Below are 19,512 nucleotides of genomic sequence, written 5' to 3'. Positions count from 1 at the left end.
CCTGGGCTTATTCGGCCAGCAGCTCCTGCAGCGCCTTGACCTGCTGGCGCAGGCGCTCGTTCTCGGCTTCGAGCTCGGTAATGCGCGCCTGCAGCGCGGCACTGTCGGCTGGTGCGGCCTCGGTGGCGTCGCTCTCGGCAGCAGTGGCCTTGGGCTTTTTCTTCGCTTCGCGTACGCGGCGTGCGGCCTGCTTGAGCTCTTGCGCGCCGGCAGCGGCGGCGGTTTGTTGCTCGGCCACCGGCAAGCTGGCGACGACGGCGGCCGCGCCGAGCGAGAGCTCGCCCGACTTCACCGCTGCCACCACCTCGGGCGCAGCGTTTTGGTGGATGGTCTCGATCATCTTCACCTGCGCCGCCGTCAGGCGCGCGGCGCGGGCCAGGGCCTCGCGCGTGTCCAGGGCCTCGTCGGGCACCTTGGGCACGTTCGCCAGGGCCTGGGCTACGGCGGGGTCGGTTTCGCCCTCCCAGGGCGCTTGCGTGTCTTCTGGCGCAGCTTCAGCCTTGGCGGCCATCACGGCAGCAGCAGCCGTGCTGCGCCGGCTGGCGATGATCTCGCGCTTGCGCAGCGCCAGCACGCCGCGCTGGAAGTCAGAAATGCTGCGCCGCCCCAGGTGCTGGTCGATCATCCACAGGTGCACGTCTTCCATGTTTTGAAAGCGCTCGTTTTGCACCGTGCGAAACGGCAGGCCATGTTTTTGGCACAGGCGGTAGCGGTTGTGGCCATCGACCAGGATGGTGCCCCACAGCACCAGCGCGTCGCGGCAGCCCTCGGTCAGCAGGCTGCGTTCGAGCGCCTCGTCTTCTTCCGGGGTCAGGGGGTCGATGTAGGCCTGCAGCTCGGGCAGGACGGTGATGTCAATCGTCATGGCAGCAAAAACAAAAGGCCCGCTGGGGCCTTTGAAAAATGGGGTTGCTATTGTCTCCGAGCCCGAGAACCGGCGCCAATCCTGTGGCAATAGAGCACGCAGTCTGCAAATAAACGGTACTTACCCTAGGTGGGAAAGGGGGGGTGAGGGTGTCTAATTGTTACCAGCACGAGCGTGCTTTTTTAATTTTGGCCGGAGCTGGGCATGAAAAATTTGAGTGTGACGCAAAAACTGTGGCTGGGTGTGGCCACCATCATCGTGGGTGCTGTCACCATTTTGATTCTGGCGGGGCTCAACTCTGCCAGCCAGCAAAAGCTTTTTAGCGAACGCGATCGGGTGCTGTCGCAGCGGCTCGAACATGCAGGCCAGTGGAATGCGCTGGCGCAGGTGAATGCCGCACGCACCCAGGCGCTGGTGCTGGGGCACGATGCGCAGGACGATGCCGAGTTCAACGCCGAGATTACCCAGACGACGACCGCCATCGCCGCCTTGGTGCAGCAGCTCGAAACCAGCGCGCCCAATGATGCTGCGCGCCAGCGCCTGGCGCAGGTGCTGCAGTTGCGCCAGACCATGCAGGGCCATCGCCAGGAGGCGCTGGGGCTTAAAACGGCGGGCTCGCAAGAGGCCAGCCGCGCACTGCTGCGCGGCCCGTTGCGCCAGGCTACGGCGGCCTATTTGCAGGGCTTGCAGCAGCTGGTGCAACAGGAGGCGCAGGCGTTGTCGGACATGCGTGCCGAGATGGGCGCCTCGCGCCAGGGCGTGGTGCGTTCGGCGGCACTCAAGATGCTGTTGCTGCTCGTGAGCATCACCGTGGGCGCGTATTTCGTCATCAACAGCATTCGCCGCTCGCTGGTGCAGGCCAACGGCGTGGCCGGGCAGATTGCGGCGGGCGACCTGGACGTGCAGGTGCCCATCGCGCGCATGGATGAATTCGGCCACCTGCTGCAGTCCATGCGCAGCATGAGCGGCTCGCTCGGCGGCATGATCCACGAGGTGCGCGAGAGCGGCGACGCCATTGCCCTGGCGAGCGCCGAGATTGCCAGCGGCAACCAGGATTTGTCGCAGCGCACCGAGCAAACCAGCAGCCACCTGCAGCAGGCCGCCGGTGCCATGCAGCAGCTGACGCAAACCTTGCAGACCACCGCCGGCGGCGCGCAGCAGGCGGCGGGTCTGGCGCAGCAGGCCTCGCGCGTGGCCGAGCAGGGTGGGGCGGTGGTGCAGCAGGTGGTGACGACCATGGGCGACATCCACCAGCGCAGCCAGAAGATTGCCGACATCACCGGCGTCATCGACAGCATCGCCTTCCAAACCAACATCCTGGCGCTCAACGCCGCCGTGGAAGCCGCGCGCGCGGGCGAGCAGGGCCGGGGCTTTGCCGTGGTTGCCGCCGAGGTGCGCCAGCTGGCCCAGCGCAGCGCCCAGGCGGCCAAGGAAATCAAGCAGCTGATCCAGGATTCGGTCGATCGCGTGGCCGACGGTGCGCGCCTGGTGCAAAGCGCGGGCAGCACCATGACCGAGGTGGTGCAGTCCATCCAGGGTGCCAGCGCCGTGATGAGCGAGATCAACGCCAGCGTCGCCGAGCAGCGCGACAGCGTGGCGCAGATCAACCAGGCGGTGGGCGCGCTCGACCAGATGACGCTGCAAAACGCCGCCCTGGTGGAGCAAAGCGCGGCGGCGGCGCAAAGTATGCACCAGCAGTCCGAGCACCTGCGCAGCCTGGTGCAGCGCTTCAAGGTGGCGGGGAATCTGGCGACGGCGTCGGTGGCGTCGTCGATGGCAGTGGCGCATGGCCACCCGGTAACGCCTCGCCTGGCCCCAGGGGCCGTGTACCCGGCGTTGGCGCGCTGATTTGAGGATAAAAACAGCTGCTAGCGCTTATCTGGTAAGCGCTAGCAGCTATTATTTTTATAGCAATCTGGAAATCAAGGCACCCTCGGCTGGGCCTTCCAGCGGGATGCGCACGCGCACCGGGCTGCCCTGGGCAACCTGCACGGGCTCGCCTTCGAGGTTGAACATGTGTTCGAGCTTGACCTGGCGGTTGCCGCTGGGGTGGATGATCTCCAGCAGGTCGCCGACGGCAAAGCGGTTCTTGGTTTCCACCTCGGCCATGCCGCCCTCCCAGCTGCGCACCTCGCCGACGAAGTGCGCGCGCTGCAGCACGCTGTTGCCGGTTTCGTAGTTCTGGTAATCGTTGGCCGGGCGGCGCTCCAAGAGGCCGCCGGTGTAGCCCCGGTTGGCCAGGCCCTCGAGCTCCGTAATCAAATGCGGGTTGAACGGGCGGCCGGCCACCGCGTCGTCGATGGCGCGGCGGTACACCTGGGCGGTGCGCGCGACGTAGTACAGGCTCTTGGTGCGGCCCTCGATCTTGAGCGAATCGACGCCGATCTCCACCAGGCGCTGCACATGCTCGACGGCGCGCAGGTCCTTGCTGTTCATGATGTAGGTGCCGTGCTCGTCCTCCATGATGGGCATGAGCTCGCCGGGCCGGCCAATTTCTTCGATCAGGTACACCTGGTCGGCCTTGGGGTGGCGCTGGCCACTGCCGCAGGTGCTGGTGAACTGGCTGTCGGCCTCTTCGCGCGCTTGCTCGAAGCTAAAGCCCTTGTCCATGCCGGTGGCCAGGGCCTCGCCGGTGTTGGGATCGACGGTGGCGTCGTGCGTTTTGTATTCCCAGCGGCAGGCGTTGGTGCAGGTGCCCTGGTTGGGGTCGCGGCGGTTGAAGTAGCCCGAGAGCAGGCAGCGGCCCGAGTAGGCAATGCACAGCGCGCCGTGCACGAACACTTCGAGCTCCATGTCCGGGCATTCCTGGCGGATTTTTTCGATCTCGTCCAGGCTCAGCTCGCGCGAGAGGATGATGCGCGAGACGCCCATTTTTTGCCAAAACCGGACGGTGGCGTAGTTGGTGGTGTTGGCCTGCACCGAGAGGTGAATCTCGGTTTCAGGCCATTTTTCTTTCACCATCATGATGAGGCCCGGGTCGGCCATGATGAAGGCGTCGGGTTGGCAGGCGATGACGGGCTCGATGTCGCGCAGGTAGGTGCGCACCTTGTCGTTGTGCGCAATCAGGTTGCTGGTGACGAAGAATTTTTTGCCGCGTGCGTGCGCTTCTTCAATGCCCTGGGCGATTTGCTCCAGGCGAAATTCGTTGTTGCGCGCGCGCAAGCTGTAGCGCGGCTGGCCGGCATAGACGGCGTCGGCGCCAAAGTCGTAGGCGGCGCGCATTTTGTCGAGGCTGCCTGCGGGCAGCAGCAGTTCGGGGGCTTTGAGGGTCATGATGGGGGGCGATTGTCCCCTCGCCGCCCCTGCCTTGGGCGGCGCGGGGTCAATCTTGCGGCCGAAAGCCGATGACGATGGTGGCGGGCACGCGCCCGTCCACGTCGCGCGGCAGGGTTTCGGTTTTATCCAGAGCGCGCAGCACGGCCTCGTCCCAGGCTTTGTTGCCACTCGATTGGATGAGCTTGCGTCCGACGATGGTGCCGTCGGGCGCCGCCCGCACCTCGACCTCGGCGCGCGGGTTGCCCACCACGGCGTCGGGGTAGATGATGTTGGGCTTGACCTTGGCCGCCACCTTGCCGCCGTAGCTCCCCGAGGGGCCGGAGCTTTGCTTGGCGCTGCCCGTGGCGTTGGCGCCGCCGCTGGCGCCGGCAAGACCGGCCATGCGCGCCATTTGCTCTTTGCGGAATTCCTCGGCGCGCTTGGCGTCAGCAGCGTCGGCGCGGCGCTTGTCGTCGGCGAGTTTTTTCTTCTCGGCCAACTGCTTTTCGTGCTCGGCTTTTTCTGCCTTTTCCTTCTCGGCTTTTTCTTTCTCTGCCTTGGCCTTGTCGGCTTTCTCTTTTTCGGCCTTTTCTTTTTGCAGGCGCTCTTTTTTCTCCTGCTCCAGGTGCGCGCGCCGTTCCTTGTCCTTCTTCTCTTGCTCGATCTCTTGCTGGTGGCGTTTTTTCTCTTCTTCCAGGCGTTTTTTCTTTTGCGCCAGGGCGATCTCGGCCTCGTGCGTGTCGGGCGGCTCCTGCACCTTGGGGGCGGGAGTGGGTGGGGCCGGCGGCGGTGGGGCTGGTGCCGGGGTGGGTTCGGGCGGCGGTGGGGGTGGGGGCGGCAGCACTTCGCGCGGCGCGGCCTGCTGCGGCAGGGCCGACCACAGCTCGGCCTCGACGGCGGGCTGCTCGGCGCTGGCCTTCCAGCGCACGCCCCAGGTCAGGGCGCCGATGAGGATGGCGTGGGCCAAAACGGCCAGCACCACGGCGCGCATCCGCCCAGGCGGTGGTGGCGGGGCAAACTGATCGCGGTCGCGCAAACTCGGGGTCATGGTGGTCATGGAGCCGGCGGCGCTCTCAAGGGTTCCCTTGTTTGACCGACAGGCCCACGCGCTGCACACCCGCGCGCTGCAGCGCATCCATGGCCTTGACCACGGTCTCGTACTGCACGTTCTTGTCGGCGGCGATGATGATGGCCGAGCCCTCGGGCTGCGCTTGCTGCCAGCTCTTGGCGGCTTCGCCCAGCTCGCGCGTGCTCAGGCTGCGCTCGGCGTCCTTGGTCTTGAAGCGCAGGCTGCCGTCCTTGGTGACGATGACGCTGGCAAACGCCTTGGGCTGGTTCTTGCTCTTGCCGACGCTGGGCACGTCGATGCTGCCGGGCGTGAGCATGGGCGCCGTCACCATGAAGATGATGAGCAGCACCAGCATCACGTCGATGAAGGGCACCATATTGATTTCGTTCATGGCGCGGCGGCGGCTGCCGCTGCGCGAGGCCATGGCGGGCATAGGGGGCTTCCGGTGTCAGTGGCCCGAGGGCGAATGCGCGCCCAGGTTGCGCTGCAGGATGTTGGAGAACTCCTCGATGAAAGTCTCCTGGTGCATGGCCACGCGATCGATCTCGCGCGCAAAGCGGTTGTAGGCAATCACGGCCGGAATGGCGGCGAACAGGCCGATGGCGGTGGCGACCAGGGCCTCGGCAATGCCCGGGGCGACGGTGGCCAGGGTGATCTGCTCCATGCCGGCAAAGCCGGTGAAGGCGTGCATGATGCCCCAGACGGTGCCAAACAGGCCCACGTAAGGGCTGACCGAGGCCACCGAGCCGAGGAAGGACAGGCTCGATTCGACCACGTCCATCTCGCGCTGGAAGCTCGCGCGCATGGCGCGGCGCGCACCGTCGAGCAGCGTGCCGGGGTCTGTGATACGCCGCTCGCGCAGCTTTTGGTATTCGCGCATACCGCTGGCGAAAATACGCTCCATCGGGCCGCAGTGCTTGGCGTTTTGCGCGGCGGCGGAAAAAAGCTCGTTCAGACTGGTGCCGGACCAGAATTCACGCTCGAATTCCTCGTTGAGCGCGCGCACGCGCTTCAAGGCAAAAAATTTGCGAAAAATCGCTGCCCAGCTGGAGATGGAGACGCCGATGAGCAGCAGCATCACCAGCTGCACCACCCAGCTGGCGTGCAGCATGAGGTTGACGATGGACATGTCTTGGGAGTTCATGCAAAGGTTTCCAACACAAAATTCGGGATGCGGGCCGGGCGCAGGTGGGTGCCATCGACCCAGCCGACGCGCACCTGCCCCTGGCACAGCAGCGTCGGGGCGGCCCCGGCCTGCTGCGGTTTCAGTAGCGCCTGCTGCTCTATGGTCAACGCGGCGCGGCCTTTTTCGCTGACCTGGGCGGTGATCCAAAGTTCATCGTCCAGGCGCGCTGGGCGCAGGTACTGCAGCTGCGCCTGGCTGACGACGAACATGCCGCCGTGTTCGGTGCGCAGCGCCTGCTGCGAAAAGCCCAGGCTGCGCAGCCATTCGGTGCGCGCGCGCTCGAAAAACTTGAGGTAATTGGCGTAGAAGACGATGCCGCCGGCATCGGTGTCCTCCCAATACACGCGCACGGGAAAGGTAAAGGCCATGGTCTTGTTCTATCCCTTGGTTTTACCCCAGCAGGCGCGCCAGCCGCGCCACGCTCTCTTGCAGCTGCGCCATGGAATTGGCGGTGGAAAAGCGCACGAAGCGCTCGGGCGCGTGCAGGCCAAAATCGCGCCCGGGCGTGACGGCCAGGTGTGCGCGTTCCATGAGGGCAAAAGCCAGCTCCCAGCTGCCGGCCACGCCCAGCTGCTGCGCGGCTGCGCTGCAGTCGGCCCAGGCGTAGAAAGCACCGTCGGGCAGCACCGGCACCTGCAGCCCGAGCTGGTTGAGCGCCGGGATGAAGTAGTCGCGCCGCGCCTTGAACTCGGCGCGCCGGCGCTCGTATTCGGCCAGGCTCTCGGGGGCGAAGCAGGCCAGCGCCGCGTGCTGGGCAATGGTGCTGGGGCAGATGAACAGGTTTTGCGCCAGGCGCTCGACGGCGGGCACCAGCGCCTCGGGCAGCACCAGCCAGCCCAGGCGCCAGCCGGTCATGCTGAAGTACTTGCTGAAGCTGTTGATGCTGATGACGTCTTCGCCCAGCGCCAGTGCGCTCTGGCCAAAGGCGCTGTCGTAGGACAGGCCCAGATAAATCTCGTCGATCAGCGTCACGCCGGCACGGGCGCGCACCGCCTCGTGGATGGCACGCAGCTCGGCGGGCGCGATCGAGGTGCCGGTGGGGTTGGACGGCGAGGCCAGCAGCACGCCGCGCGTGCGCTCACCCCAGGCGGCCTGCACCTGGGCGGCGCTGAGCTGAAAGCGCGCGCTCGCATCGGTGGGCAGCAGCACCGCCCGGCCCTCGGCCGCCGTGACGAAGTGGCGGTTGCAGGGGTAGCTCGGGTCGGGCATGAGGATTTCGTCGCCGGCGTCGATCAGCGCCAGGCAGGCGAGTTGCAGCGCCGCTGAAGCGCCCGCAGTGACGACGATGCGCCGCGCCGGTATGTGCAGCCCAAAGCGCTGCGCATACCAGCCGCTGATGGCCTCGCGCAGCGCGTCGAGCCCAAGCGCCGGCGTGTACTGCGACTGCCCGGTGCGAATGGCGCGCGCTGCCGCCTCTTGCACCAGCGGCGGGGCGGTGAAGTCGGGCTCGCCGATGTTGAGAAAAATCATCGGCGCGCCGCCGCTGGCCACCTCGGCCGCCCGGGCCTGCGCGGCCTTGGCGACTTCCATGACGTAAAAGGGCTCGATGCGCTGGGCGCGGCGGGAGAGTTTCATGGGCGCAGTGGGTTACCCGCCGCCGTAGGGGCCAGCGGGTGGAGACGAGGGTCAGGCGTCGCTGGCGGGGGCTTGCGGGCGTTCGCCGCGCTGCCCATCGGCCGCCACCTCGGCAGCGCGCAGCTTGGGCGCGAGGCCGCCGAGCACGGCGTTGACGTATTTGTGGCCGTCGGTGCCGCCGAATTCCTTGGCCAGTTCGATGCACTCGTTGATGGCCACGCGCCAGGGCACGTCGGCGCAGTGCATGAATTCATAGACGCCGATCCACATCACGGCGCGCTCGATGGGCGAGATTTCTGCCAGGCTGCGGTCGAGCTGCGGGGTGATGAGGGCGTCGAGGTCGGCCTCGATCTGGGTGCAGCCGTTGAGCAGGGCTTCGTAGTGCGGGATGTCGGCCTTGTGAAAGCCGGCCAGGTCGCGCGTGAAGAGGTCGATGGCGGTGAGCTCGTTGCGGCCCACCAGGTGCTGGTACAGCGCCTGCAGGGCGAATTCGCGGGCGCGCGAGCGCGCCGATTTGGACGCGGCCTTGCGCGCGCCGGTGCTGGTCAGGCCCTTGCGCGTCTGGCGTGGCGGGCGCTGGCTGGCGGGGCTGGAATGGTCGTTCATGGTGGGGGTGCTCAGGTCAGGTCGTTGAGCAGCTGTGCCATTTCGACCGCCACGTAGGCGGCGTCGCGGCCTTTTTCGGTCTGACGGGCCACGGCCTGGTCGAGGTTCTCGGTGGTCAGAATGGCGTTGGCAACGGGGATGCCGTAATCGAGGCCGACGCGCGTCACGCCCGCGCCCGATTCGTTGGCCACGAGCTCGAAGTGGTAGGTCTCGCCCCGGATGATGCAGCCCAGGGCGACGAGGGCGTCGTACTCCTCGCGTTCGGCCAGGGCGGCGAGGGCCAGCGGCACTTCGAGGGCGCCGGGCACTTGCACCAGGGTGATGTGTTCGGCGCTCACGCCCAGGTCGAGCAAGGTGCTGCGGCAAGCTTGGGCCAGGGCGTTGGTGATGCCTTCGTTAAAGCGTGCCTGGACGATGCCGATGTGCAGGCCGGCGCCGCTGATGCTGCGGGCCTGGCCTTTGTCTGCGTGTTGCATGGTTTATTCCTTGGTGATGTAGCCGGTGACTTCCAGGCCGTGGCCGGCCATGCTGGGCAGGCGCCGGGGCTGGCCCATGAGGCGCATTTTGCTCACGCCCAGCTCGCGCAGAATTTGCGCGCCGACGCCGTAGGTGCGCAGGTCCATGCGGCCGCGCTCGGGCGCCTGGGCCGCGCGCGCCTTGCCGTCGAACTGCGCCAGCAGCTGCTCGCCGCTTTCGCCACAGTTGAGCAGCACGGCCACGCCGCAGCCTTGTGCGGCGATGTAGGCCAGGCTGGCGTCCAGGCTCCAGGAATGCATGGCGCGGCCCGGTTCGAGCAGGTCGAGCACCGACAGCGGCTCGTGCACGCGCACCGGCACGCTGGTGTCGGCTTGCCACTGGCCGCGCACCAGGGCCAGGTGCACGCTGCCGCTGGGCTTGTCGCGGAAGGCGTGGGCGGTGAATTCGCCAAAGGCGGTTTGCAGGCTGCGGCTGCCGGCTTGTTCCACCAGGGTTTCGGTGCGGCTTCTGTATTCGATCAGGTCGGCGATGGTGCCGATCTTGATGCCGTGCTCGGCGGCGAACAGCTGCAGGTCGGGCAGGCGCGCCATGGTGCCGTCGTCTTTCATGATCTCGCAGATCACGGCCGCCGGGCTGCAGCCGGCCATGGCGGAGAGGTCGCAGCCGGCCTCGGTGTGGCCGGCGCGCATGAGTACGCCGCCATCGACCGCCTGCAGCGGGAAGATGTGGCCGGGCTGCACCAGGTCGGCCGCCTGGGCGCCGGGGGCGACGGCGGCGGCGACGGTGCGCGCGCGGTCGGCGGCGCTGATGCCGGTGGTCACGCCCTCGGCGGCTTCGATGGAGACGGTGAACGCCGTGCCCATCTTGGTGCCGTTGCGTGCCACCATGGGCGGCAGTTGCAAGCGCTCGCAGCGCTCGCGCGAGAGCGTCAGGCAGATCAGGCCACGGCCAAAGCGGGCCATGAAGTTGATGGCTTCGGGGCTGACGTGGTCGGCGGCGAGTACCAGGTCGCCTTCGTTTTCGCGGTCTTCCTCATCGACGAGGATGACCATGCGCCCGGCGCGCATCTCGGCCACGATGTCTTGCACGGGCGAGACGGGCACGGGGGTGAGGGGGGTAGTCATGGGAGGGAGCTTTCCTTGGGGCCGGTTCGGGGGCGCGGCGCGGCGCAAGTTCCCTGTCTTGTCGCCAAAGAACATGCGATGCGGCGCGGCCACAAAGGGGGCGGCTGGTGCCGTCCAAAGGCGCGGATTTTACGCCGCTTTGCTAGCAGCCTTCGCGCGCCAGGCGCACGTCGCCCTCGGGGTAGGCAACGCAGGGCAGCACGCAGCCGGCCTGCTGCTCCTCGGTGGTCACGCCCGGCCATTCGATCTCGTAGCGCACCTGGCCCTCGATCAGTTGACCGATGCAGGTGCGGCAGCTGCCGTTGCGGCAGGAGCTGGGCCAGGCGATGCCGCCGGCTTCGAGCGATTGCAGCAGCGGCTGGTTGGCAAAGGCGTCGCATTGCGCGTCTTCGCCGGCGATGCGGGCGGTGTACAGGGCAGGGTGGTCGCTGGGTGTCATGGCTTGTTTCAGGATAAAAAATGGCTCTAGCGCTTGCAGAATAAGCGCGAGCAGCTATAAAAATGATAGTGGTTGTAGTGCTGGCGGAATGGGGTTGGTGTTGCTTAAATTTTCAGCAGCACAAGGTATTGTCTTGCAAATCAAGCACTTACGCTGGCCATACAAGGCTTATCCCCAGTTATCCACATGATTGTCCAGTCCGGCGCGGGAAAACCCGCTCTGTTGCTGCACAAAAAATCAGCAGCGCGTTGAATGTGTTTGTAAATCAACAAGTTACGCGTGTCATACAGGACTTGTTCACAGTTGTCCACATGTTTGTCCAGTGCGTGACGGGATAAGACCGTGCGGCTGGTAGAGTGCGCCGCATCGTTTTTTAGTTGGAGGAGGCAGTCATGCAGCGCATGGATTTTTCGGGCCAGGTGGCCATCGTGACCGGGGCTGGCGGCGGCCTGGGGCGCCAGCACGCGCTGGCGCTGGCGGCGCGCGGCGCGCGGGTGCTGGTCAATGACCTGGGCGGGGCGCTCGACGGCAGCGCCGGCAGCACGGGCGCGGCGCAGGCGGTGGTCGATGAAATCGTGGCCGCTGGCGGCCAGGCGCTGGCCAATACCGCCTCGGTGACGGACTTTGACGCCGTGCAGGCCATGGTGGCGCAGGCGGTCGATGCCTGGGGGCGGGTCGATATCCTGGTGAACAACGCCGGCATCCTGCGCGACAAGTCTTTTGCCAAGATGGAGCTGCAAGATTTTCGTCAGGTGCTCGAAGTGCACCTGATGGGCGCCGTGCACTGCTGCAAGGCGGTGTGGCCGCAGATGGTGGCGCAGAAGTACGGGCGCATCGTCATGACGACCTCGTCGAGCGGCCTATACGGCAATTTCGGCCAGTCCAACTACGGCGCCGCGAAGATGGCGCAGGTGGGGCTGATGCAGACCCTGGCGCTCGAAGGTGCCAAGCAGGGCATCCACGTCAACGCCCTGGCGCCGACGGCGGCCACGCGCATGACCGAGGCGCTGTTCCCGCCGCCGGTGCTGCAGGCGCTGCAGCCCGAGGCAGTGGTGCCCGCCATGCTGGTGCTGGCGCACCAGAGCGCGCCCACGCGCACCATCTTGTGCGCTGGCGCCGGGGGCTTCGAGGCTGCGCACATCACCCTCACGCAGGGCATTTACCTGGGCGCCGGTGCCGACACCGCCGAGCAGCTGGCCGCGCGCCTGGCCGAGGTGACCGCGCGTGAGGGCGAGCAGGTGCCGCCCAATGGCAGCGCCCAGGGCATGTTGGAAGTCGGCAAGGCATTGGCGGCGCGGGGATAAAACGCCGGCTTCAAGCCAGCGCCAGGCGGCGCGTGCTAAGTTCCCACCTGGAAAAGAAAAAGGTTGTGAACGTATGAATACCCTGCACGAACGTCTGGCCGCCGTCTCTGGCGAGCGCCTGGCCGGCATCCGCCGAGGGATAGAAAAAGAGGGCTTGCGCGTGCGCGCCGAAGGCGGGCTGGCGCTCACGCCGCACCCCCAGGCCCTGGGGGCGGCGCTGACGCACGCCAGCATCACCACGGACTACAGCGAATCGCAAATCGAGCTCATCACCGGCGCGCACCAGAGCGTGCAAGGCTGCCTCGATGAGTTGACGCACATTCACCAGTACGTGCTGCGCACCCTGCAGCAGGGCGGCGGCGAGCTGCTGTGGGCGGCGAGTATGCCCTGCGGCCTGCCGACGGACGAGACCATCCCCATCGGCCGCTACGGCCACTCGCACATCGGCCGCGCCAAGAGCATCTACCGCATGGGCCTGGCGCACCGCTACGGGCGGCGGATGCAAACCATCTCGGGCATCCACTACAACTGGTCGCTGCCCGGGGTGACGAGCGACGAATACTTCGGCCTGATCCGCAACTTCCGCCGCCATGCCTTCGTGCTGCTGTACCTGTTTGGCGCCTCGCCGGCGCTGTGCCCCTGCTTTGTGCAGGGGCGCGCGCACAGCCTGCAGCCGCTGGGCGAGGGCGGGCAGGCGCTGCACCTGCCGCACGCCACCTCGCTGCGCATGGGGCGCCTGGGCTACCAGAGCGAGGCCCAGGCGAGCATCAACGTCAGCTACAACGGCCTGGCCGGCTACGCCGATTCCTTGCACGAGGCCCTGACGCGGCCTTACCCGGCGTACGAGGCCATCGGCATCCGCAACATCGGCGGCGACTACAACCAGCTCGGCACCAGCTTGCTGCAGATCGAAAACGAGTTCTACGGCAGCATCCGCCCCAAGCGCACGGTGCGCAGCGGCGAGCGCCCGCTGCACGCGCTGCGCGAGCGCGGCGTGGAGTACGTCGAGGTGCGGCTCATGGACCTCGACCCGTTCGAGAGTGTGGGCATCACGGCGCAGACCATGCGCCTGCTCGACGTGTTCCTGCTGCACTGCCTGCTCTCGGACAGCCCGCCGGATACGCCGCAGGAAATTGCCGAGCTCAAGCACAACCAGCTGCTCGCCGCCGAGCGTGGGCGCGAAGCTGGCCTGCAGCTGCTGCGCCAGGGCCAGCCGGTGCTGCTGCGCGATTGGGCGGCGCAGGTGCTGGCGCAATGTGCGCCGCTGGCCGCACGCCTGGATGCCACGCACGGCGGGCTCGATTACGGCGCCGCCGTGCAGGCCGCCCAGGAGCGCCTGGCCGACAGCGCCCGCACGCCTTCGGCGCAGGTGCTGGCGCAGATGGTGCAGCAGCATGGCTGCAGCTTCGAGGCGTTTTCCTTCGCCCAGTCGCAGCAGGCGCGCGCCGCCCTGCTGGCCCAGCCCTGGAGCGCGGCGCAGCAGCAGCATTACCAAACGCTGGCAGCGCAGTCGCTGGCGGCGCAAAAAGCCATCGAAGACGCTGACACCCTGGACTTTGAAGCCTGGCGCCAGCAGTACATGGACCCGCGCCAGCTGGGCTAACCCACACCATGCGATCGGCCCTGCGCGTACTGCTGTCGCACTACGTCGCCAACGGCGTCGGCAGCGCCCTGGGCCTGCTGGTGATTGCGGCGCTGGTGCAGCTCGTGCTGGGCAGCGAAGCAGCCTCGGCCGCAGCGGTGGGCACCATCGTCAGCATTCCGCCGGATATGCACGCACCCCGGCGCGGCAAGTTTTGGCACATGCTGCCGGCGCCACTGCTGGCGCTGCCGCTGTTCTACGCCGTGCTGCGGCTCGAAGGCAGCCCCTGGGCGCTGGGCCTGCTCATCGTGCCGGCGAGCTTTTGCGTCTTTTTGCTCATGGCCTGGGGCCAGCGCGGTGCGCCAGTGGCCATTGGTGCCATGCTGGCGCTGGTGTTCGCCATGGCCCTGCCCGTGCCCACCGGGGTCGATGCGGCGCAGCAAGCGCTGCACAGCACGCTGTACTTTGGCCTGGGGGCCTTTCTGTACTTGCCCTGGGCGGTGCTGATGAATGCGCTGCTCAACCAGCGCTACCGCGCGCAGCTGATGGCGGATTTGCTGTTCTCGCTCGCGGCGCTGCTGCGCCTGCAGGCGCAGCAGTTCACGCCCCTGGTGCGCGAGGGCAGCGACGCGCTCACCGGCGCGCTGCTGCGCTGCCAGGCGGCCCTGGCCGAGCAGATGCAGGCCGCACGCGACCTGCTGTACGAAGCGCCGCGCCGCCCCCGCCAGCTGCAGCTCGCCGGCATGTTGCTGTGCGCGCTGGAGCTGCGCGACCACCTGCTCGCCTGCGGCCTGGACCTGGAGATGCTGCGCCAGCAGCCGGCGCAGGCCGGCGCCCTGCAGCGCCTGCAAGGCGAGCTGCTGGCGCAGGCGCAGGCGCTCGAAGACCTGGCCGACGCCCTCTTGCGCGGGCGCGTCCCCGCCGCTTGGCAGCGCCCGGCGCCCGACACCCACCTGGCACCCGAGCCCGGCGCCCAGGGCTTTACGCCCACCCGCCTGGCGCGTGGCCTGGCGCACCGCATTGGCCACATCCACCTTGACATTGGCCGCCTGCACGCCCTGGCCCGGGGCGAGGCCCAGCCCGACCTGGCCGTGGTACGCGCCAGCTGGCAGATGTTCGTCAGCCCCGCCGGCTGGAGCTGGCAGCCCCTGCTGCGCCTGTGGCGCTGGCAGGCGGCGCCGCTGCGCCACGCCCTGCGCGCGGCGCTGGCCGTGGGCTCGGGCTACGCCGTGGCGCAGCTGCTGCCCTGGGGCACGCACGCTTACTGGGTGGTGCTGACCATCGTCGTCGTGCTGCGCGGCAGCCTGGCGCAGACCCTGCAGCGGCGCAACGCCCGCGTTGCCGGCACCTTGCTCGGCTGCCTGCTGGCGGCGTTGCTGCTGGCGGCGCAGCTGCCGGCCTGGGCGCTGCTCTTGTGCGTGACGCTGGCGCAGGCGGTGGTGCACGCCTTCACCATCCGGCGCTACCTGGTGGCGGCGGTGGCGGCGACGGTGCTCGGCCTGGTGCAGTCGCACCTGCTGCACGGTGGTGACAACGCCGCCTTCGACCTGCTCGAACGCATTGCCGACACCCTGCTCGGCGCCGGCATGGCCTGGGCCTTTGCCTACGTGCTGCCGTCCTGGGAACGCCAGCAGGTGCCGGCGCTGGTGGCGCGCAGCCTGGCGGCGCAGGTGCGCCATGTGCGCGAAGCCCTGGCCCTGGGGCAGCTGCAAGCGGTGGACAACCACCCCGAGCTCGCCTGGCGCCTGGCGCGGCGCGAAGCTTTCGACAGCCTGGCGGCGCTGGTGCAGGCCACCGAGCGCGCCTGGCAGGAGCCGCGTGCCGTGCGCCCGCCGCTGCTGCCGCTCGAACGCCTGCAGGTGCACTGCTACCAGCTGCTGGCGCAGCTCACCGCCGTCAAGGCCATGCTGCTGTTGCGCCGGGGGCACCTCGATGGCGATGAGGTGCGGGCGCCGCTGCAGGCCGCGAGTGCGCGCATCAGCGCCTTGCTCGAAGGTGCGCCCTTGCCGGCAGAAAATGAAGCCCCCCCGGTTTGGGACGAGGACGCGAGCCTGCCGCTGGGCGCCGTTGCACCCTCGGCCGAGATCGACCTGACCCCCTGGTTGCTGCGCCGCCTGGCCCTGGCCGAGACCCTGGCGCTGCAACTGCGGCGCGAGGCCGATGCTGCGCTTGCTATTTAATTGATAGCTGCTCGCGCTTGCTGGGTAAGCGTTAATGCCCTATTCGAGCATTAAAAGCGCCTCCTCCTGCCAGTAGGCGGCAGCGGCGAAGAAGCCCTCCCAGACACAGCCGTTGCAGCCGCGCCCGCAGCAGCTTTGCGGCTCGGGCGGTGGGCGGCGCAGGGTGATGCCGGCGGCCTGGGCACGCGCTTGCAGGGCGGCGAACAGGGCGCGGGCGCTGGCAAGATCGGTGGCGGGCTTTGTCATGGTGCAGCAGCAGGGCAAGGGTGGGCGATTATCCTTGCGCCCTTTGCCGTTCGAGAAAAATCCCCATGGCCATCCAGTGGTTCCCCGGTCATATGCACCTCACGCGCCAGGCAATTGCCGAGCGCATCAAAGACATCGACGTCGTCATCGAGCTGCTCGATGCGCGCCTGCCTGGCTCCAGCGCCAACCCGCTGCTCGCTGAGCTCACGGGCCACCGCCCGACGCTCAAGGTGCTGAACAAACAAGACCTGGCCGACTCCACGCGCACCCCCGCCTGGCTGGCCTGGTACAACGCACAGCCGGGCACGCGTGCGATTGCGCTCGACGCCTCCGAGCGCGCCCCGGCGCAGCGCCTGCTCGCTGCCTGCCGCGAACTTGCGCCTGAGCGCAAAGGGCTCTCGCGCCCGATGCGGGTGCTGATCTGCGGCATTCCCAACGTCGGTAAATCCACCCTCAACAACAGCCTGCTCGGACGCTTTCAGGCCAAAACCGGCGACGAGGCCGGCGTCACCAAACAAGAGCAGCGCATCGTCGTTGCCGATGATTTTTATCTGTGGGACACCCCCGGAATGCTCTGGCCGCGCATCATCGTCGAGCAAAGCGGCTACAACCTGGCGGCCAGCGGCGCCGTGGGCCGCAACGCCTACGACGAGGAGCTGGTGGCGCTGGAGCTGCTCTTGTACCTGCAGCGCCACTACGCCCAGGCGCTGCTCGACCGCTACAAGCTCGACCTGCCGCTGGCGCAGCTGCAGGCACTGCACGACGACGAGCTGCTGACGGCGATCGGCAAAAAGCGCGGCGCCGTCATGAGCGGCGGGCGCGTGAACCTGCAAAAAGCCGCTGAACTGGTGCTGACCGACTTTCGCAGCGGCGCCATCGGCGCCATCACCCTGGAGACGGTGGAAGAATTTGCCGCCTGGCTCGCCGTGGGCCAGGCCAAGGAGGCCGAGCGCCTGGCACGCAAGGCCGAGCACGAAAAACGGCGCAAGAAGCGGCGTTTTTAACGCGGCGCCCACTGCCAGGGCTGCTGCAGCAGCTGCTGCCAATGCTGCAGATCCGTGTGCGGCGCCGGCGCGGCGGTGGATGCGGCGCTTGCCGGCGCGCAGTGCAGGCCGCTGTGCAGCCGCAGCGGCACCCCGGTCATGGGGTGGGCCAGATCGAGCTGCCAGGCGTGCAGCCACAGGCGCTGGTGCCCCAGCTGCTGCGCCCACCAGCGGTTGAGCGGCCCCTTGCCATGCGTGGCGTCACCCAAAATGGGGTGGGCGATGTGCTTGCAGTGGCGCCGGATTTGGTGGCGCCGCCCCGTTTGCGGCTGCGCCAGCACCAGGCTGGCACGGGTGCTGGCGTAGCGCGCATCGCTGGCCTGTGCCAGCTCCAGCTGCGCCAGGCGCGTGAACCGGGTGCGCGCGGGCTGCGCCGGGGCGTCGGCGGGCGCATCGTCCGGGCGCAGGGCGTGATCGACGGAGCAATCCTCGGGCGCCCAGCCGCGCACGCAGGCCAGGTAGCGCTTGTGCACCTGCTGCTGCGCAAACGCGGCGCACAGGCGCCGCGCTGCCTCGGGGTGCAGCGCCATCAGCAGCACGCCGCAGGTGCCCTTGTCGAGCCGGTGCACGGGGTACACCATCTGCCCGAGCTGCGCGCGCAGCGTCTGCACCACAAAGCGCGTTTCCCCGGCATCGAGCCCGGTGCGGTGCACCAGCCAGCCGGCAGGCTTGTACAAAGCCACCAGGTGGGGGTCGTGCCAGAGGAGGGGGAGGGGCATGGGATGCAAAGCAAAAAGGCTTCAAAGCAGTACACCTTTCGGTACACGACTTTTGAAGCCTCTTTGAAAAAGTTGTTTGAAATCAACAACTTAGCAATACTGGCGGAGAGGGCGGGATTCGAACCCGCGGTGGGGATTAGCCCACACACGCTTTCCAGGCGTGCGACTTAAACCGCTCATCCACCTCTCCGGAGCCCGCCATTGTAGCAGCGTTTCTTGTGGGCTTCGTTCTTGTCGCCATTTCAATGGCCATATGGCCTGAAAAGCAAGGTGGGTACTGCGCCAGCAGCTATCATTTTTGAAATAAATCGAGGCGATGGAGCTATGGAAAAAACCCTTTGCGGGCCGGCGCGCTGCGTCATGGTGCTGGGCACCAGCAGCGGTGCGGGCAAGAGCTGGTTGGCGACGGCGCTGTGCCGCTACTACAGCAATCAGGGCTTGAAGGTGGCGCCGTTCAAGGCGCAGAACATGAGCAACAACGCGCGCGTGGTGGCCACGCCCGAGGGGGGGTATGGCGAGATCGGCAGTGCGCAGTACTTCCAGGCCCTGGCCGCACGGGCCGTGCCCGATGTGCGCATGAACCCGCTGTTGCTCAAGCCCGAGGCCGATACCCACAGCCAGGTGGTGCTGCTCGGGCAGGTGGATGCGGCGCTGAGCGCGCTGCCCTGGCGCGGGCGCAGCCAGCGGGTGTGGCCGCAGATTGCGGCCGCGCTCGATGCCTTGCGCGCCGAGAACGACGTGGTGGTGATCGAGGGCGCGGGCTCGCCGGCGGAGATCAACTTGATGGCCAGCGACGTCGTCAACCTGCGCGTGGCGCACCACGGGCAGGCCCGCTGCCTGCTGGTGAGCGACATCGACCGGGGCGGTGCCTTTGCCCACCTGTACGGCACCTGGGCGCTGCTGGCGCCGGCCGATCAGGCGCTGCTGGCGGGCTTTGTGCTCAACAAATTCCGGGGCGACGCCGCCTTGCTGGCGCCGGCGCCGCAGCTGCTGCAGGAGAAAACCGGCGTGCCCGTGCTGGCCACCATTCCCATGCAGTGGCAGCACGGCCTGCCCGAGGAAGACGGCGTGTTTGACGCCCGCAGCACCGGCAGCGGGGCGGTGCACACGCGCATTGCCGTCGTGGCCTATCCGCGCATCAGCAACCTCGATGAGTTCCAGCCGCTCAAAAACCTGCCCGGCGTGGCGTTGTCGTGGGCGCGCAGCCCGGCCGAGCTGGCGGGGGCCGACTGGGTCATCCTGCCAGGCTCCAAGGCCACGGCGGCAGATTTGGCCTGGCTGCGGGCACAGGGGCTCGATGCCGCAGTGGCAGCGCACGCCGCGCGTGGCGGGCGCGTGCTGGGCATTTGCGGTGGCCTGCAGATGTTGGGTGAGGCGCTGATCGACACCCAGGGCGTCGATGGCAACGGCCCCGGCCTGGGCCTGCTGCCGCTGGTGACGAGTTTTGAACGCGAGAAAACCGTGCGCCCCGGCCAGTACCGCCTGGGGGCACTGCAGGGCGCCTGGCAGGCGCTGGCGGGGGTGGCCCTGCAGGGCTATGAGATTCACCACGGCCAGACGGCGCAGCACCCGGCCATGGCCGCCAAGGGCGACGTCGCGCGCGAGGTGCTGCCCGGCCTGGCCTGGCAGAACCCGGCGGGCAACGTACTCGGGCTGTACCTGCATGGCCTGTTTGAAAATGCCAGCGTGCTGCAGGCCCTGTTTGGCGCCAACGCGCCGACGCTGGAGCAGGCGTTCGAGCGCATGGCCAGCGGCCTGGGGCAGTGGTTTGCGCCCGGCAGCCTGGGACAAATTTTGGAATGAAATTGGGCTCTAGCCCTTTGTTTATCAGCGCTACCAGCT

The 19,512-nt window shown here is 67.7% G+C and carries 19 protein-coding genes and 1 tRNA gene; 6 read left to right on the top strand and 14 right to left on the bottom strand.

Annotated features, from left to right (window positions below; genetic code table 11):
* Positions 1–7: 7 nt before the first annotated feature.
* Positions 8–865, bottom strand: a complete 858-nt coding sequence (locus G7045_RS09045; protein ID WP_370521603.1) for a plasmid replication/partition related protein — start codon at positions 863–865, stop codon at positions 8–10.
* 204 nt (positions 866–1,069) lie between these two features.
* On the opposite strand from G7045_RS09045, the gene G7045_RS09040 reads away from it, so the two are divergent.
* Positions 1,070–2,713: a methyl-accepting chemotaxis protein gene (locus G7045_RS09040; RefSeq protein WP_166159322.1), complete on the top strand. Its 1,644-nt coding sequence runs from the start codon at positions 1,070–1,072 to the stop codon at positions 2,711–2,713.
* Positions 2,714–2,770: 57 nt separating this feature from the next.
* On the opposite strand, the gene yegQ is transcribed toward G7045_RS09040, so the two are convergent.
* The 10 genes from yegQ to G7045_RS08990 form a co-directional block, all read right to left on the bottom strand.
* Complete coding sequence (gene yegQ / locus G7045_RS09035; protein WP_166159321.1) at positions 2,771–4,138, bottom strand: tRNA 5-hydroxyuridine modification protein YegQ; 1,368 nt, start codon at positions 4,136–4,138, stop codon at positions 2,771–2,773.
* Positions 4,139–4,187: 49 nt separating this feature from the next.
* A complete protein-coding gene (gene tolA, locus G7045_RS09030; RefSeq protein WP_240919195.1) occupies positions 4,188–5,177 on the bottom strand; it encodes a cell envelope integrity protein TolA in 990 nt (329 codons plus the stop codon).
* A 16-nt stretch (positions 5,178–5,193) separates the two neighbouring features.
* On the bottom strand, positions 5,194–5,622 hold the full coding sequence (locus G7045_RS09025) for an ExbD/TolR family protein (protein ID WP_166159320.1): 429 nt from the start codon (positions 5,620–5,622) through the stop codon (positions 5,194–5,196).
* A 15-nt stretch (positions 5,623–5,637) separates the two neighbouring features.
* Positions 5,638–6,333: a protein TolQ gene (gene tolQ, locus G7045_RS09020; RefSeq protein WP_166159319.1), complete on the bottom strand. Its 696-nt coding sequence runs from the start codon at positions 6,331–6,333 to the stop codon at positions 5,638–5,640.
* The gene (ybgC, locus tag G7045_RS09015) at positions 6,330–6,743 is read right to left on the bottom strand and encodes a tol-pal system-associated acyl-CoA thioesterase (RefSeq protein ID WP_166159318.1); all 414 of its coding nucleotides are present in this window, start codon (positions 6,741–6,743) and stop codon (positions 6,330–6,332) included. The genes tolQ and ybgC overlap by 4 nt, the downstream gene beginning before the upstream one ends.
* 22 nt (positions 6,744–6,765) lie before the next feature.
* Positions 6,766–7,950: a pyridoxal phosphate-dependent aminotransferase gene (locus G7045_RS09010; protein ID WP_166159317.1), complete on the bottom strand. Its 1,185-nt coding sequence runs from the start codon at positions 7,948–7,950 to the stop codon at positions 6,766–6,768.
* Between the two features lie 51 nt (positions 7,951–8,001).
* Positions 8,002–8,556, bottom strand: a complete 555-nt coding sequence (gene nusB, locus G7045_RS09005; RefSeq protein ID WP_166159316.1) for a transcription antitermination factor NusB — start codon at positions 8,554–8,556, stop codon at positions 8,002–8,004.
* A gap of 11 nt (positions 8,557–8,567) precedes the next feature.
* Entirely contained in the window at positions 8,568–9,032 is a 465-nt protein-coding gene (gene ribH, locus G7045_RS09000; protein WP_166159315.1) for a 6,7-dimethyl-8-ribityllumazine synthase, read from the bottom strand.
* 3 nt (positions 9,033–9,035) lie between these two features.
* A complete protein-coding gene (gene ribBA / locus G7045_RS08995; protein WP_166159314.1) occupies positions 9,036–10,157 on the bottom strand; it encodes a bifunctional 3,4-dihydroxy-2-butanone-4-phosphate synthase/GTP cyclohydrolase II in 1,122 nt (373 codons plus the stop codon).
* Between the two features lie 142 nt (positions 10,158–10,299).
* The gene (locus G7045_RS08990; protein WP_166159313.1) at positions 10,300–10,596 is read right to left on the bottom strand and encodes a 2Fe-2S iron-sulfur cluster binding domain-containing protein; all 297 of its coding nucleotides are present in this window, start codon (positions 10,594–10,596) and stop codon (positions 10,300–10,302) included.
* 392 nt (positions 10,597–10,988) lie between these two features.
* On the opposite strand from G7045_RS08990, the gene G7045_RS08985 reads away from it, so the two are divergent.
* The 3 genes from G7045_RS08985 (at position 10,989) to G7045_RS08975 (ending at position 15,662) form a co-directional block, all read left to right on the top strand.
* Positions 10,989–11,900, top strand: coding sequence for an SDR family NAD(P)-dependent oxidoreductase (locus tag G7045_RS08985; protein WP_240919194.1), 912 nt, complete (start codon positions 10,989–10,991; stop codon positions 11,898–11,900).
* Between the two features lie 73 nt (positions 11,901–11,973).
* Positions 11,974–13,503, top strand: a complete 1,530-nt coding sequence (gshA, locus tag G7045_RS08980; protein ID WP_166159312.1) for a glutamate--cysteine ligase — start codon at positions 11,974–11,976, stop codon at positions 13,501–13,503.
* Between the two features lie 8 nt (positions 13,504–13,511).
* The gene (locus G7045_RS08975) at positions 13,512–15,662 is read left to right on the top strand and encodes an FUSC family membrane protein (RefSeq protein ID WP_166159311.1); all 2,151 of its coding nucleotides are present in this window, start codon (positions 13,512–13,514) and stop codon (positions 15,660–15,662) included.
* A gap of 39 nt (positions 15,663–15,701) precedes the next feature.
* On the opposite strand, the gene G7045_RS08970 is transcribed toward G7045_RS08975, so the two are convergent.
* Positions 15,702–15,908, bottom strand: a complete 207-nt coding sequence (locus G7045_RS08970) for an oxidoreductase-like domain-containing protein (protein ID WP_166159310.1) — start codon at positions 15,906–15,908, stop codon at positions 15,702–15,704.
* Between the two features lie 65 nt (positions 15,909–15,973).
* Between G7045_RS08970 and ylqF the strand changes: the two genes are divergently transcribed.
* Positions 15,974–16,912: a ribosome biogenesis GTPase YlqF gene (gene ylqF / locus G7045_RS08965; RefSeq protein WP_166159309.1), complete on the top strand. Its 939-nt coding sequence runs from the start codon at positions 15,974–15,976 to the stop codon at positions 16,910–16,912.
* On the opposite strand, the gene G7045_RS08960 is transcribed toward ylqF, so the two are convergent.
* Together G7045_RS08960 and G7045_RS08955 are read right to left on the bottom strand one after the other, a co-directional pair.
* On the bottom strand, positions 16,909–17,670 hold the full coding sequence (locus G7045_RS08960) for a pseudouridine synthase (RefSeq protein WP_166159308.1): 762 nt from the start codon (positions 17,668–17,670) through the stop codon (positions 16,909–16,911). The two genes, ylqF and G7045_RS08960, sit on opposite strands and share 4 nt — an antisense overlap.
* A 100-nt stretch (positions 17,671–17,770) precedes the next feature.
* Positions 17,771–17,860: transfer RNA gene (locus tag G7045_RS08955), tRNA-Ser, on the bottom strand.
* A gap of 134 nt (positions 17,861–17,994) precedes the next feature.
* On the opposite strand from G7045_RS08955, the gene G7045_RS08950 reads away from it, so the two are divergent.
* Positions 17,995–19,473 (top strand): cobyric acid synthase, encoded by a 1,479-nt coding sequence (locus tag G7045_RS08950; protein ID WP_166159307.1) that lies wholly within the window; start codon positions 17,995–17,997, stop codon positions 19,471–19,473.
* Positions 19,474–19,512 lie beyond the last annotated feature (39 nt).

Origin of the sequence: Acidovorax sp. HDW3 (genome assembly GCF_011303755.1) — a bacterium.
GTDB lineage: Bacteria > Pseudomonadota > Gammaproteobacteria > Burkholderiales > Burkholderiaceae_C > Paenacidovorax.
Note: the sequence above shows the minus strand (reverse complement) of the source record. Positions and strands in the feature narration are given on the sequence as shown.